This is a genomic window from Flavobacterium zepuense, from assembly GCF_007097145.1.
In the GTDB taxonomy this organism is placed as follows: domain Bacteria; phylum Bacteroidota; class Bacteroidia; order Flavobacteriales; family Flavobacteriaceae; genus Flavobacterium; species Flavobacterium zepuense.
In genome coordinates this window covers 151,467-167,280 of record NZ_VJVZ01000011.1, presented here as the reverse complement: position 1 = coordinate 167,280, position 15,814 = coordinate 151,467, and the positions used below count along the sequence as shown (strand labels likewise).

The following is a 15,814-nucleotide window of genomic DNA, read 5'->3' as shown; positions in this document are numbered from 1 at the left end:
GAATGGCAAAAGTTAAAACGGCGTTTTATTGCCAAAACTGCGGCGCGCAGTATGCCCGCTGGCAGGGACAGTGCAACTCCTGCAAGCAATGGAATACCATTGTAGAGGAGATAATTCAGAAAGAAGAAAAAACAGCCTGGAAACCTACTTCCGGCGATAGCAAGAGGGTATCAAAACCCCTGCGCATTACTGAGATAGACAGTACACACGAGGTACGCCTTGATACTACAGATGGCGAACTTAACCGTGTTCTGGGCGGTGGCCTGGTACCGGGATCGCTCACACTGTTGGGCGGTGAGCCGGGCATTGGCAAGAGTACACTTATGCTGCAAATATCGCTTAAGCTGCCGTACCGCACCCTCTATGTAAGCGGCGAGGAAAGCCAGAAGCAGATTAAAATGCGCGCCGAAAGGATTACTCCCTCGGCAGATAACTGCTATATCCTTACCGAAACCAAAACCCAAAATATATTCAGGCAGATAGAGGAAATTGAGCCTGAAGTGGTTATAATCGACTCGATACAAACCCTGCATACCGATTACATTGAGTCGTCTCCCGGCAGTATCTCGCAAATTCGGGAAACTACCGCCGAGCTTATAAAATTTGCCAAAGAGAGTAATGTACCCGTTATACTTATAGGCCACATTACTAAAGATGGCAGCATTGCAGGGCCTAAGATTTTGGAGCACATGGTAGATACCGTACTGCAGTTTGAGGGCGACCGCAACCACGTGTACCGCATACTCCGCTCGCTTAAAAACCGTTTTGGTTCTACTGCCGAACTGGGCATTTATGAAATGCTGGGCACCGGCCTGCGAGAGGTGGCTAACCCGTCAGAAATACTAATATCGCACAAAGAAGAAGAATTGAGCGGTACAGCCATAGCCACTACGTTAGAGGGTATGCGCCCATTAATGATAGAAATTCAGGCGTTGGTATCTTCAGCCGTATATGGTACACCACAACGCAGCACCACGGGCTATAATGCCAAAAGGCTTAATATGATACTGGCCGTATTGGAAAAAAGGGCAGGCTTTCGCCTTGGCGCTAAAGACGTTTTCCTTAACGTAACCGGGGGTATCAACGTAGATGACCCCGCGATAGACCTTGCTGTTGTGGCGGCAATATTATCCAGTAATGAGGACATTCCCGTTAATAAAGATTACTGTTTTGCAGGCGAAATTGGCCTCTCCGGAGAGATTCGACCCGTAAATAGAGCAGAACAACGCATACTGGAAGCAGAAAAGTTAGGATTTTCTACTATTTTTGTATCTAAGTACAACAAGATCTCATTAAAAAATACTTTAATAGAAATTAAACTGGTGGCAAGGATAGAGGATGTAGCAGCCCACCTTTTTGGTTAAACTTACATGCGTAAACTAAATAAAAAGAAAATAGCCGTTAAGGCACTTATTATATTGGGCGTACTTATTGTTGCCGCAATAGCCTCGTTTTTTGCATTCCGAAATATGGCATTGCAAAAAGCGGTAGAAAAGGCAAGCAATAAAATGAGCCGTGATTATAATTCAGCGTTTACCATAAAATCGGCAAAATTTAAAGGGCTTTCAGGCATCGAAATGAAAGGCATAACCATAGTACCTAAAAATGCCGATACCCTTTTGCAGGTACAGGAAATTACCACCAGTATTAACCTGTCCCGCATGCTAACGGGCGATGTGCAACTGGGCACTTTAGAAATGAAAACCGGCTATATCCAGCTTGTAAAAAACAACGCCGGGTGGAATTTCAGGTCGTTTTTACATGCTAAAAAAGAAGACAAGGAAGAAGCATCAGACTCCGGCGATGGCTATGCCGACCGCGCTTACCGACTGCTAACAAAAGTGCTTAACCTTGTACCTACCGATATGCAGGTGCAGGACATCGCATTAAGTGTAAACGATATGGGCCGCAGGCTTAACGTAAACCTGCAACAGCTTAAACTGGCGGACGAGCAGCTTGAAAGTACCATTAAAGTTACCGAAGATACGATATCGCAAACCTGGAAGGTTAAAGGTATGGCCGACCCCCGTGGCCGCATTGCCGACCTGAAATTTTTTAATACCGATACCAGCCGCATTGCAGTACCGTACATTAGCAACCGCTTTGGCATAAAATCAGGGTTTGATGCCATTCACGTTAATGTAAAAGGCATAGAGATGGAGGGCGGCGAACTGCATGTAGATGGGTATGCTTCTATCGAAAATTTTATGGTAAACAACAAACGTATTGCACTTAAGGATGTTGTTATAGATAACGCCCGTTTTGATTACCACCTGCTTTTTGGCGACGACTTCATTGCTCTTGATAGTACTTCAACCGTGCAGCTAAATAAGATAAAATTCAACCCTTATGCTAAGTACAGCGTAGCAGGAGATACAATTTACGAACTCAAAGCGCACATACCAAAAATGCCTGCCCAGGATTTTATAACTTCATTACCTAACGGGTTATTTACCAATTTTGAAGGCATGGAGGCCGAAGGCAATTTTAGTTATAACCTCAACTTCCTGTTCAACAAAAACAAACCTAATAAGCTGGTATTTGACAGCAGTATTAAAAGGGACGGACTTAAAATTACCAAATATGGCGAGGCTAACCTTGCCAAGCTAAATGGTGCGTTTACTTACAGAGCTATTGATAACGGCCGTGCCCAACGCCCTGTAATCGTAGGGTCGGCTAATCCATATTACACGCCTTTAGACCAAATATCTCCCTTCCTGCGCAAAGCAGTACTAACCAGCGAAGACCCTTCGTTCTTTAGCCACCGGGGCTTTATTACAGAGGCATTTCGCCAGAGTATCATCAAGAATATTAAGACTAAAAAATTCTCCCGCGGAGGCAGTACTATAAGCATGCAGCTGGTTAAGAACGTGTTCCTTAACCGTAGCAAAACCCTGTCGCGCAAGCTGGAAGAAATTCTGCTCGTTTACATTTTAGAGAACAACCGCATTGCCAGCAAAGAGCGCATGCTTGAGGTATATTTTAATATTATAGAATGGGGGCCTGATGTGTATGGTATTGGTGAGGCATCAAGTTATTATTTTGATAAAGCGCCGTCTCAGCTTACGCTGGATGAGTGCGTTTACCTGGCGAGCATTATCCCAAGCCCTAAATCGTTCATGTACCGTTTTGGCGAAGACGGTAACCTAAAAAGTTATGCTGTAAGGCACAACAAGTACGTGCGCGATATCATGCTTAGGCGCGGGCTTATAACCCCCGAAGATACCATTGCGCAATCCGGGAAGATCACGGTAACGGGCCGTGGCCGTGGCAGGCTGCGCCTTAACGAACGCAGCATTTTTGTTGCCGACTCCGTACAAATAGACGATTTCTTTAAAAACCTCAGCAAGCAGGCGTTTTAATTTTTGACTAATTCGTGGCATTCCCCTCCAAAAGCTACTGTGTGCCCACATCTTTTTAATTTTACCACAAAGGCACAATAGGACAACTTTGTTGTTTACAAAGAACATAAGGCTTTGTGGATATTAATTGCGCCTTTGATAACCACAGCCTTGTGTTCTTCCATCTTTAGATGGTTGTCTTTGCGTAACTTGTGACTATTTAACCTGTATAGCTTTGTGCCTTCGTGGTAAAATTAAAAAAATTGTGTACAGAGTGGTTCTTAAGGAGAGCGATACTCACTCAATCATAATCATGGTGTTAGTGGTAAATTACCAACTAAGGGCAAAAATATTTCACTCCCCTCCCAACCTTTCCTATAAATAAGTGCTCTATATATAAAAGCTAAACTTTATATAAAATGAAAAGAGCCTTATTAATGCTTTTGCTATTTTGCGGCATGGCATACGCCCAAAAACCTGTTTTTACCACGGCAAAAGTAAAAGCCGCCACCGTATATTTTAATGCTGCCGAGATCGCTCAAACCGCAAATGTTACCCTGCCCGCCGGCACCAGCGAGATCGTAATTAAAAACGTAGCCGATTACCTTAACGAAGGCAGCGTGCAGATAGGCGCCCCGGCTACGCTCACGGTACTGTCGGTACAATTTACCACTAATTATATTTCGGAGTTTGAGCCCGATGAAACCTCCCCCGCCATTAAACGTGTGCGTGACAGTATTACCATCGTAAAAAAAGAACTGGAAAAAACCGCTACCCTTAAAACATCTGAATATAAGATACTCGAGCTTTTGGATAAAAACAACCAGGTGTACGGGCAGCAGTCGGGTCTTAGCGTTGCAGAGCTGGTTAAAATGGTAGATTACTACAAAGCCAAGCGCAACGAAACATCCAACACCATTAATAGCCTTACAGAGAAAGAGCAAAAGCTAAACGAGCTGTTTACCAAACTAAGCAGCCGCCTTGACACTAATACCCGCGAAGCCGAAAAAACATCGGCGGGCAAGCTGGTGCTACAGGTAATGAACGAGCAGGCAGGCAATATAGCGTTAGACATTAGCTACCTTACCGGCAATGCATCGTGGACTCCCTTTTACGACCTGCGTGCCGATAATACCACTGCCCCAATTAATATGCTTTACAAAGCACAGGTGGTACAGCAAACAGGCATCGACTGGAAAAAGGTTAAGCTAACCCTATCCAGCGGTGTGCCCACCCAAAACAACCAGGCACCGGATATTAACCCATGGTTTTTGCAGTATGCGCCTAACTTTATACAAAGCTTGCAGGGACAAGTATCGGGACTTGTTATAGGTTATGGAAATAGTGCACCCAGAGCAGATGCAAACATCAGGATAAGGGGTATGGCTTCATCAGATAAAGGCAAATTAGACGAGATTGTAGTAGAAGGCTACCGCAGTACGCAACGATCTAAATCTAACGTTGCCGCTACAACTCTTGAAACAAATATCACAGAAAATCAGCTTAGCGTTTCTTTTGATATTGATATGCCTTATGATATTGCATCTAACGGTAAAAAGCACAGCGTAACATTAAAGGAGATTCAGTTGCCGGCAAGCTTCAGGCATTTTGCCGTGCCTAAAGCCGAAAAAGAAGCCTTTTTAATAGCCCAGATTACCGACTATTCTAAATACAACCTGCTTAAAGGCGAGGCCAATATTATTTTTGAAGGGCTGTATGCGGGTAAAACTTATATAGACCCTATGCAAACCACCGATACCCTTAAACTGGGCATGGGACGCGACAGGAAAATATCTATAGAGCGCGAAAAAGTGGCAGAGAAGTCGGGTACTAAATTCCTTTCATCGCGCAGGGAGCAAACTTTTACGTATGATGTTACCATCCGTAATAATAAAAAAGAAGCCGCCCAAATAGTGGTTAAAGAAAATTACCCTATTGCCACCGATAAAGAAATGGAAATTGAATTGTTAGAAAGCAGCAGCGCCGATGTAAATAAAGAAACAGGTATCATGCAGTGGGAACTTAAGCTGAAGCCGGGCGAAACTAAAAAGCTGCGCATAAGCTATAAAGTTAAATATCCGAAGGACAGGAATATTGTGAATTTATAAAATCATTTTGTAGTGCTATACAGCAAGCCGGAGAATTATCTCCGGCTTTTTGCATTTATAATGTTTTGTTAACCAGTAAATTGCTTTGCTGCTTTGTTGCTAACTTTACTATAACCAACTTATAATGCAATTACTATGAAAACAAAATTATTTTTATCGATGCTATTGTGCGGCGTTGGCGCGTTTGCCCAAACCATAGTGCTGGAAGAATATGCTACAGGCTTTACAGGGCTTACAGAAATTACCCATGCCGGGGATGACCGCTTTTTCGTGGCTGAGCAGGGCGGTATGATTAAGATTGTAAATACCGATGGCACAGTGGGCGATACTCCGTTTTTAAATGTGTCCGCCCTAATCTCTACAGGCGGCGAACGCGGCTTGCTGGGACTTGCATTTCACCCGGATTACGAAACCAATGGCTACTTTTACATTAATTACACCAATATCGATGGTAACACTGTAGTTGCACGATATACACGCAGTGAAGAAAATGAGATATCAGCCGATCCTGAATCGGCATTGATACTGCTTACTGTAACACAGCCCTTCTCAAACCATAATGGTGGCTGCCTTCGTTTTGGGCCTGATGGCTACCTGTACATTGCCATGGGCGATGGCGGTAGCGGCGGCGACCCTAATGATAACGGACAAAACAAAAATACGCTATTAGGCAAAATGCTACGTATAGATGTTGACCTTACCCCGCCCTATGGCATTCCGGCAGATAACCCTTTTGTAGGTATAGATGGCAACGACGAAATTTGGGCAACTGGGTTGCGTAACCCATGGAAATTCTCGTTTAACCGCCTTAACGGCGACCTTTGGATAGCCGATGTAGGCCAGGAAAATATAGAAGAGATAGATAGGTCGGTTGGTAATGTGGCGGGACTTAATTATGGCTGGAGGTGTTTTGAAGGCAGCGAACCGTATAATCCTGACGGTTGTTCGCTTGTAGAAATGTATACCCAGCCGTTTGCCGAATACACCCATGATGATACCGATGGCTGCTCTATCACAGGGGGTTATGTATATACGGGCACCACCTACCCTAACCTATTGGGTAAATATATTTTTGCCGATTACTGCAACAATAAAATAGGCTGGGCAGATGCCGAGGGTAACCTTACCTATACCGAGGCTTTTGAGGGCAATAACTTTACCGTTTTTGGCGAAGATATTAACGGCGAATTGTATATAGGCGGCGCAAGCAGCGGTACTATTTATAAAATTACCGATAGCATGCTAAGTACAGATACGGCAAGCAACCGCGCCTTTAGCATGCACCCTAACCCTGCAAACGGGCAGCTGTTTTTAAACCTTAATAACTCTGGCACTGCTAATGCCACAATTTACGATATTACTGGAAAGATGTTAATGCAGCAACTCCTTACTGCCAACGAAAACACGGTAGACATAGCAGCACTGCAAAGTGGTATTTATATGGTAGAAGTAAATGCCGGCGGAAGTAAAAAAACACAAAAACTTGTGGTACAATAATACTTGGAGACCGCTATAAATAAAACAAGCCCCACGGTAATCGCGGGGCTTGTTTGCTGTTATGCTGTTTGTTGCTAAAGTTCGTTAAGCAATTTAGATATCTCGTCAAGCTTAGGGGTAAGGATAATTTCTATCCTCCTGTTCTTGGCTTTACCATCGGCGGTTTCGTTACCGGCAACCGGGGCAAATTCGCTCCTGCCCGCCGCAGTTAGGTTTTTAGGATCAACCTTTTTGTTTTCGCGCACAATGTTTACAATAGCCGTAGCACGTTTGGTAGAAAGGTCCCAGTTGTTCTGTATCTGTCCGCCGCCTGCGTAAGGCACGTTATCGGTATGGCCTTCAATAAGCACGGCAATATCCGGGTTATCAGCCAGTACTTTCGCAACCTCAACCACCGCTTTTTTACCTTCGGCGCCCACTATCCAGCTGCCTGAGCCAAAAAGCAGTTTGTTTTCCATAGATACATACACCTTACCGTTCTTTTGCTCAACGGTAAGCCCTTTACCCTGAAAACTGTTAAGTGCTTTAGAAAGCCTGTCTTTAAGCGCTGTAAGGTTTGCCTGCTGCGATGCCATAATACCTTCAAGCTCATCTACACGTGCAGAGCGCTCTTTAAGTTCGGCGCTTAGTTTGTTAAGCCTTTCCTGTTCGGCAGCAAGGGCTTTTTCTTTCGCCTCAAGCTGGGCTAAAAGCTCGCGGTTCTTTTTAATGTTGGCGTTAAGCGCAGCACTGCTATCGTTCTCTAACGCCGTGTATGATGTTTTTAAATTATCAAGGGTAGATTTTGTAGCCGCATAATCGGCCGCCAGTTTATCGCGTTCGGCTTTAAGCTTATCCAATTGGCCTTGCAGGTCTTTAGATTTTAAATCCAGTTCATTGCGCTCTTTAGTAAGCTTACTGTTTTCATCGTTAGCCTGGCGATTCTCTTTTTTAAGGGCCGCATATTTACTTTCCAGGTCGTTATATACCTTTTTAGATACGCACGATGTTGTGCTAAGGGCAAGTATAAGTAACCCCAGAGAGACTCTTTTAATCATTATATTTTTGTTTTATTGGTATAAATGCTATCAGCAAGAACCTTGCCTTTTTTCTTAAAAATTTGTTAAAACACAAATTATTCAAATTCTACTAATACGGGGCAATGATCGCTGTGCTTGGCTTCGGGCAAAATAACAGCACGGGTAAGGCGCTCTTTCATAGGCTCTGTAACCAGTGCATAATCTATACGCCAGCCTTTGTTATTGCCACGGGCACCGGCGCGGTAGCTCCACCAGCTGTAATGGTGCGGGTCTTTATTAAAATGGCGGAAGCTGTCTACAAAACCGTTGTTTATAAACGCATCCAGCCAGGCGCGCTCTTCAGGTAAAAAGCCCGACACTTTTGCGTTACGTATTGGGTCATGAATATCTATAGCCTGGTGGCAAATATTATAATCGCCACAAATAACAAGGTTAGGGTGCTCCTGCTTAAGGTTATTAATGTATTCCGCAAAATCATCCATATACTTAAACTTATGGCCCAGCCTGTCTATGTTAGTGCCCGATGGCAGGTACAGACTCATAACACTAAAGGTATCAAAGTCCAGGCGCAGGTTGCGCCCCTCAAAATCCATGTGCTGAATACCGGTTCCGTACACCACATTATTGGGCTTGTGCTTGCTAAAAACTGCCACGCCGCTATACCCTTTTTTTTGTGCCGAAAACCAGTAATGGTAAGGGTAGCCTGCGTCTTCAATTTCCTGTATGGCAACCTGGTCATGCGTGGCCTTAATTTCCTGAAGGCAAATAACATCGGGGTTGGCCTGTTTAAGCCAGTCTATAAATCCTTTTGTAAATGCAGCACGTATGCCGTTTACATTGTATGATATAACTCTCATTGTTAAAATTTGATTTCCAAAATTAACAAAAATCAATCGCTTGCGGGCATTTACCGCTAAACATTTTAGCTAAATGCAAAAGGCTGCCTTTTAGGGCAGCCTCTGTTTATAAAACCCGGTAATTAAAAATAAAGCCTATTGTTTTACGATCTTATTAAAAAGTACACGGTTGTTATCATCCTGTACTTTTACAATGTAAAGCCCGGCGCTAAGTCCAGAAACATCAACACTTTCAGTAGCACTCTCCAGTACTTTTTTACCGGTTACAGAAAACACAGTTACATTTTGCACCGTACCGTTTGCCAAAGCAATAGTTAATTTATCAGATGCCGGGTTAGGGTATACTGTAACATTTTTGCTAAAGCCTGCTTCGTCAAGTCCGGCTACCTGCTCGCCCAGTTTCCATAATTCGGCACCGGTAGTACCATATTCTGCTTTAAAGTACAGTTCATCATTGTAAATAGTAGAGAACGGTATAAAGTATAAAGGGCTCACGGCCTCGTCCTGACCCGCGATAGGTTTGTAAGTACCCTCTTCAGTACCGTCGGTTACCCAAAGTTCACTGCCGTTAGTACTGTCATCGGCTACAAAATACAGTAGGTTGTTAAACACGATAAATTCATTTGGTGCACTATAATTAGTTGGGTGAATATCCTTAAGCATATATGTACCGGCATCGGTGCCATCGCTTACCCAAAGCTCGGTGTTGTGTACGCCATCTGTTGCCTGAAAGTATACCTTGCCATCATATTCGGTTAATGCCCCGGGGAAAGAATCTTCAACACCCGGAAAAATATCTTTTACCAAAGCTGTGCCTGCGGCTGTACCATCGGTGCTCCATAACTCCATACCATTATCGGCAGTCCTTGCCCTAAAGTACAACTTGCCATTAACCAGTGTAAACTCATTAATGCTGCTGCCTTCGCCTTCTGCGGTGTTAATATCTATAAGAAACGTTGTGCCTGCCTCAGTACCGTCGGTTACCCAAAGTTCATCGCCATGCTCGGCATCATCAGCCCTGAATAAAAGAAGGTCATTAAGGATACCAAAACTCCTTGGGTACGAGTCGCCTCCCACAAAAACATCTTTTACCATAGTAGTACCGGCCGTTGTGCCATCAGTGCTCCAAAGTTCGCTACCGTTAGTGCCATTATCGGCCTGAAAATACAGCTTACCATTATATTCAATAAATCCATATGGGTACGAGTCGCCGTTAGGGTTAATATCTTTTAGCAGTACCGTGCCATCGGCAGTGCCGTCGGTTACCCAAAGTTCATTTCCTGTAGTGCCATCATTGGCTACAAAAATTACTTTATCTTCCAATTTTGTAAAATCAGATGGCACTGAGCTACTTGTTGGATTAATGTTTTTCAGCAATACTGTACCTTCTTCGGTACCATCGGTAACATACAATTCAATGTCTCCGGAAGTTCCATTAGCCGAAAACACCAGCTTATTATTTACCTCTGTAAGGAATGTAATAGATGATTCGCCTGCAGCGCTAATGTCCTTTACAAGATGGGTGCCTTCTTCGGTGCCATCGCTTACCCATAGCTCTCGGCCGTGCTCGCCGTCATCGGCCGGGAAATAAAGTTTGCCATTAAACTCTACAGGCTGCATTATGCCTGCGCCCTCGCTGCCGGGATTAATGTCCTTAATAAGTTCTACGGTTTGTTGGTTTTGCGCATAGGCGCCGCTTAAACTAAAAAACAGTAATGTAGTAATGATCTTTTTCATGTATAGAAATTTAATTGTAATAACCATAAATGTAAATAACACACCCTAAACAGTAAAGTTAATTCTCACAATTAACATCTTTACATACTAAAGGCAAAACGCGCCGATAGTTTTAGAAGAACAGGAAATCAATGTGTTATAAATAACAATTTAATAATGCTTCGTTTTGAGTTTACAATGTTTAAATGCGCTATGTAAATGCACATATGGCTTTACCGTTATAAATGACGCATCGGCTTTAACACAAATCGCAATACAATTGCTTTAATTGCAACTAAATAGACAATATTTTAACAAATCAATTTAAAAAGCGTATACCCTTTAGCGTTTCGCTATAATTGCTATCTTTGCTTTTCGCCTGAAACACAAAATGTAGATGAGTTTAGTTACTGCTAAAGAAGTTGCGAAAGCAATTAAAGCTGATAAATATGGGTTTTTAGGGACTTTTACAGGCTGGCTGTTAATGAAGGTACTGAAGATTTCTACCATGAATAAAATTTATGACAGAAATAAACAACTAAGCGACTTAGAATTCCTGAATGCCATACTTGACGAGTTCCAGATAAAGTTTGAAATACCCGAAGAAGACCTAAAACGCCTGCCTAAAACAGGTGCTTATATTACTGTATCTAACCACCCGCTGGGAGGTATAGATGGCATACTGCTTTTAAAACTTATGGTAGAACGTGAGCCTAATTTTAAAATTATAGCTAACTTTTTACTGCACCGCATAGAGCCGCTTAAACCTTACGTAATGCCCGTTAACCCTTTTGAGAACCATAAGGATGCGAAAAGCAGCGTTACAGGTATTAAAGATGCATTGCGACATTTAAAGGAAAATAAACCGCTGGGTATATTTCCTGCCGGGGAAGTTTCTACCTATAAAGATGACAAGCTTGTTGTAGATAAACCCTGGGAAGAAGGAGCCATTAAGCTTATTAAAAAAGCTAACGTACCTGTAGTACCTATTTACTTTCATGCCAAGAACAGCCGCCTGTTTTACTGGCTTTCGCAAATTAGCGATACGTTGCGAACTGCAAAGCTGCCAAGTGAGCTGCTTACCCAAAAAAACAGGGTTATTAAAGTACGTATAGGTAAGCCAATAAGCGTTGCCGAACAGGCTGAACATGAAACCATTGAGGCCTACTCTGAATTTTTACGTAAAAAAACCTATATGCTGGCCAATCCTTACGAAAAGGAAACCAACCTTATAGATACCTATACATCCAACCTTAACCTGAAGCTTAATAAAGGCCCTAAGCAAATTGCCGGGCCGGCACACCAGGATAAGATTGTGGCCGAAATTGAGCAACTGCGTAAAGTAGATGCCCGTTTGCTGCAAAGCAAAAACTACGAGGTGTTCTTTACATCGGCTGATAAGATACCTGCTATATTACATGAACTGGGCCGACTGCGCGAAATTACCTTCCGCGCTGTGGGTGAGGGCACTAATGAGTCGTTAGACTTAGACCAGTACGATAAGTATTACCACCATATGTTTTTATGGGATGATGACACAAAGCAGGTTGCAGGCGCATACCGTATGGGGCTTGGCGCACAGATATATAAAAAATACGGTATAGACGGTTTTTACCTGCACGACCTGTTTAGGTTTGAGCCCGAGCTGTATGACATGATGAGCAAATCGATAGAAATGGGCCGTGCCTTTATTATTAAAGAGTACCAGCAAAAGCCCATGCCGCTTTTCTTATTATGGAAAGGCGTTGTGCATTTAACGCTTCATTACCCTGAACATAAATTCCTTATAGGCGGTGTGAGTATTAGCAACCAGTTCTCTGATTTCTCTAAGTCGCTTATGATAGAGTTCATGAAATCACATTATTACGACCCTTATATAGCGCAATACGTTCACCCTAAAAAGGAGTACAAGGTTAAGCTTAAAGATGGCGATAAAGATTTTGTATTTAATGAGGCTGAAGCCGACCTTAATAAGTTTGATAAGATAATTGAGGAGGTAGAGCCGGGCAACCTGCGCCTGCCGGTACTAATTAAAAAGTACATTAAGCAAAATGCCAGGGTTATTGCCTTTAATGTAGACCCGCTGTTTAATAACTCTGTAGACGGTTTAATGTACATTAGGATAGCCGACCTGCCCGAGAGCACCGTACGACCCGTAATGGAAGAATTTTTAGCCGAACTGGAACGTAAAGTTGCCGAAAAAGGCGAAGAGCATATATAAACAAAAAGCCCAGTAGTAACTGGGCTTTTTGTTATTAAAAAGTATCGGGCCTGCCGATATCGTTAAATTCTGTACCAATTGGGTTTTTAGGATCAGGGCCAAATTCGTTAGGGCCGGTTGTACCTTCCGTAAGGAACAATACTAATATGTAAATATTAACTAACGGTACAAAGGCTAAAAGATAAAACCATCCGCTTTTGTTTACATCATGAAGCCTTCTTACTGCTACCCCAATACTTGGCACAAGCACTGCCAAAGCATATAGCCCATAAACAAAGGTAAAAATACTCGAAACATAAACCAGTGCTGCAAGTATAGCTATAACTATAAAGTTACAAAGGGTAAAATACCAGTATTCGCTTCTTCTGGCCCTGCCTTCAAAATTTGCGTAGTTATCCCTAACTACTTTTAAGTACCATTCTATCATAATTTAATTGTTGTGGTTGGCCTACTCGTAAGGATTTTCGGTTACTCCCTGCTTTTATCGTGATTCAGCTAACACGTTATAGCTAAGTAACAATAATTTTTTTAAACCGCAAAAGCTTATTTATAAACATTATAAAAAGCTTAACCAATAGCTTCCCACAATTCTATCTTGTTTCCTTCGGGGTCCAGTATCCATCCAAACTTACCATAGTCGTAACTTTCAGGTTCGCCCACAAGAGTAACCCCAGCAGCTTTAAGCCGCGTAATTAACGCATCAAAGTTCTGCACCCTGAAGTTTTGCATGAATTGCTTTTGCGAAGGTTCAAAATATTTGGTGTCTTCCCCAAAAGGCGACCATTGTGTGGCGGCATCATTCCCGTTATCGTCTTTCCAGGTAAAAGTGCAGCCGTAATCGTTAATATCCATCCCCAAGTGTTGTTTATACCATTCCCTTAAAGCTTTAGGGTCTTCCGACTTAAAGAAAAAACCGCCAACACCCGTAACCTTCGCTTCTGTTTGGGCCTGTGCAGCTTCGCCAAAATATACTGCTTTAATTTTATCTACTATTACCTGTGCCAAGCGCTCGTGGCTTTCAAACGTCCACCCTGCTATGTGGGGGGTAAGCAATACGTTATCGGCGTTAAGCAGGTATTCAAAAGCCTGTGGCATGGCTTCATCTGTAAATAAATGCTCAAATGAAAGTTTTTCATACTCCAGTACATCAAGCGCTGCACCTAATATTTTACCCGATTTAAGGGCATCTGTTAGGTCCTGAGTAACTACACTATTACCCCTTGCCGTATTAATAAACCATAACGGCTTTGCAAACCCGCTAATGAGGTTGGCATTTACCATTTTATCGGTTTCGGGAGTCCACGGGGTGTGCAGGCTCACTATATCCACTTTCTGCTGAAATTCATCCAGCTCCACCTGTCGCGCATTGGCATCGCCTACGTACGGCTTTATATCATAACACAGTACCTCAACGTCAAAACCGCGCAGCTTTTTAGCGAATGACTGCCCCATGTTACCGTAACCAATAATACCTACCGTTTTACCATCCAGCTCATGCCCGCGGTTACCCTCGCGTATCCAGTGGCCGCTACGGATTTCGCGGTCGGCTTTATTAAGGTTATTAAATAAAGATAACAGCATGCCCAGCGCCTGCTCACCCACCGCGTTGCGGTTACCCTCGGGCGCGGCAATAAGCGCTATGCCTTTGCTTTCGGCATAAGCGGTGTCTATACTCTCCAGCCCTGCTCCCACCCTTGCGATAAACTGCAGGTTAGTAGCGGCATCTAAAAAGGTTTTATCGATCTTAAAACGGCTGCGGATAACAATACCGTTATACCCGGCAATTTTAGCCTCAATTTCCTGCTTGGAAGATTTATAATCGGCTTCGTTAGCAAAGCCGGCCTGTTCCAGCTGCTCCCAAAGCAGTGGATGATTGCTGTCTATATGGAGTATTTTTATGTTTTGCGACATAGTATATGGTTTTTATTCTTACACAAAGTTACACAAAGAAGGCACAAAGATTCGCAAAGATTTTGGGGGCATGTATTAAAACTAAATCAATTCTACATTTGTAGAATATAATTGTTTTTCATACGTTTACATTTCTAAACCTTACGTTATGAAATACGTTGCCCTGTTGCTCTTAATAGGATATAGCTGCTTTGCCCAGCAAAATTATGACAATACCCGTGTAACGGCCTACCGCCTTATTAACACATTTAAAAACGGCCCCTGCACCATAAAAGGCTACATGAAACAGGAGCAACGACTGGGGTATTACATACAGGCTGCACAAAGCAGTGATAATAAACTGGCTTATAACCTGCTACGATTAAAAAAAGAAGCTAAAGATAGCTGGGAGAAAGTACCATCGCCCTGCGAAAAGAAAACCGGCCAAAAACAAATTGCCCCTAATGTATTTATGAATATAGATAACCCGGAAGGCACGGTTATACCCAACATGTATGTGGTAGAAGTTAACCGCTTTCGCGATACTATTTATACCACTGCCAACAATCTTTCTATCTTTTTTGATGGTGAAGAAAATGAGTACATGGATGCCAAAAAGCAACTGGATTCGGCACTGACAGATGATTTCAGGAAGTTTTTTGCGCGTGATTTTTCAGGAGAGCTTGCAGCTAACAAATCTGACTCTATACCCTATAGCAGGATTTTAATAAATGATAAAAGGCTTTACAAACACACCCGGAAGAGTTTTGAGAAGGACATTACGCGGTTTCAGGTGGCGCGAACCGATACGGTTTTTGGGCAGATGGTTACCATAGAAAAAGAATACTGGCTTAATAACCTCCAAATAAAATTTGACGGAAAAAGCAACCAGATATCAGAATTGAAGGCTTCTAAAATGCCTTATACGTTCCCTAATGCTGTAGTATTTGAAGTTGACGGTATAAAAATAGGCGACCTTGAAGAAAAGCTGTATGAGTGCTACCCTAACTCTACAAAATTTAAGAACTGGGGCGCATCATTAAATGATATTACCAATAATTACTATTATGATGTGCAGCTTATTGGTACTGATGGCTACATAATGTTTTATATAAAAGACAAGATAATCAATCTGATCGAAGTGATGTTTTAACGGACTTATCTA

11 protein-coding genes and 1 pseudogene are annotated in these 15,814 nt (G+C 42.7%); 6 read left to right on the top strand and 6 right to left on the bottom strand.

From position 1 onward, the window contains the following. The first annotated feature begins 2 nt into the window (after positions 1–2). From radA to FMM05_RS16430, 4 genes are all read left to right on the top strand, one after another. Entirely contained in the window at positions 3–1,364 is a 1,362-nt protein-coding gene (gene radA / locus FMM05_RS16445) for a DNA repair protein RadA (RefSeq protein ID WP_143374497.1), read from the top strand. Positions 1,365–1,370: 6 nt separating this feature from the next. Next, on the top strand, positions 1,371–3,362 hold the full coding sequence (locus FMM05_RS16440) for a biosynthetic peptidoglycan transglycosylase (RefSeq protein WP_143374495.1): 1,992 nt from the start codon (positions 1,371–1,373) through the stop codon (positions 3,360–3,362). Between the two features lie 398 nt (positions 3,363–3,760). Then, positions 3,761–5,449, top strand: coding sequence for a DUF4139 domain-containing protein (locus FMM05_RS16435; protein WP_143374493.1), 1,689 nt, complete (start codon positions 3,761–3,763; stop codon positions 5,447–5,449). A 135-nt stretch (positions 5,450–5,584) separates the two neighbouring features. Beyond that, entirely contained in the window at positions 5,585–6,946 is a 1,362-nt protein-coding gene (locus tag FMM05_RS16430) for a PQQ-dependent sugar dehydrogenase (RefSeq protein ID WP_143374491.1), read from the top strand. Between the two features lie 74 nt (positions 6,947–7,020). Here FMM05_RS16430 and FMM05_RS16425 read toward each other — a convergent pair whose 3' ends face one another. The 3 genes from FMM05_RS16425 to FMM05_RS16415 all read right to left on the bottom strand — a co-directional run bounded on the left by FMM05_RS16425 (position 7,021) and on the right by FMM05_RS16415 (position 10,559). After that, the gene (locus FMM05_RS16425) at positions 7,021–7,983 is read right to left on the bottom strand and encodes an OmpA/MotB family protein (RefSeq protein WP_143374489.1); all 963 of its coding nucleotides are present in this window, start codon (positions 7,981–7,983) and stop codon (positions 7,021–7,023) included. 77 nt (positions 7,984–8,060) lie between these two features. Continuing rightward, complete coding sequence (locus FMM05_RS16420; RefSeq protein ID WP_143374487.1) at positions 8,061–8,822, bottom strand: exodeoxyribonuclease III; 762 nt, start codon at positions 8,820–8,822, stop codon at positions 8,061–8,063. 135 nt (positions 8,823–8,957) lie between these two features. Then, complete coding sequence (locus tag FMM05_RS16415; RefSeq protein WP_185965613.1) at positions 8,958–10,559, bottom strand: ELWxxDGT repeat protein; 1,602 nt, start codon at positions 10,557–10,559, stop codon at positions 8,958–8,960. Between the two features lie 376 nt (positions 10,560–10,935). Between FMM05_RS16415 and FMM05_RS16410 the strand changes: the two genes are divergently transcribed. Next, positions 10,936–12,759 (top strand): GNAT family N-acyltransferase, encoded by a 1,824-nt coding sequence (locus FMM05_RS16410; protein WP_143374483.1) that lies wholly within the window; start codon positions 10,936–10,938, stop codon positions 12,757–12,759. 34 nt (positions 12,760–12,793) lie between these two features. On the opposite strand, the gene FMM05_RS16405 is transcribed toward FMM05_RS16410, so the two are convergent. The 3 genes and pseudogenes from FMM05_RS16405 to FMM05_RS16400 form a co-directional block, all read right to left on the bottom strand. After that, entirely contained in the window at positions 12,794–13,186 is a 393-nt protein-coding gene (locus FMM05_RS16405; protein WP_185965612.1) for a DUF805 domain-containing protein, read from the bottom strand. 140 nt (positions 13,187–13,326) lie between these two features. Next, positions 13,327–13,740, bottom strand: a complete 414-nt coding sequence (locus tag FMM05_RS21195; protein WP_262711237.1) for a VOC family protein — start codon at positions 13,738–13,740, stop codon at positions 13,327–13,329. Beyond that, positions 13,720–14,670: pseudogene (locus FMM05_RS16400) on the bottom strand (2-hydroxyacid dehydrogenase); the annotation flags it as partial. The pseudogene FMM05_RS16400 and the gene FMM05_RS21195, both read right to left, overlap by 21 nt. A 148-nt stretch (positions 14,671–14,818) precedes the next feature. Here FMM05_RS16400 and FMM05_RS16395 point away from each other — a divergent pair. Beyond that, complete coding sequence (locus FMM05_RS16395) at positions 14,819–15,802, top strand: hypothetical protein (RefSeq protein WP_143374482.1); 984 nt, start codon at positions 14,819–14,821, stop codon at positions 15,800–15,802. The last annotated feature ends 12 nt before the right edge of the window (positions 15,803–15,814 follow it).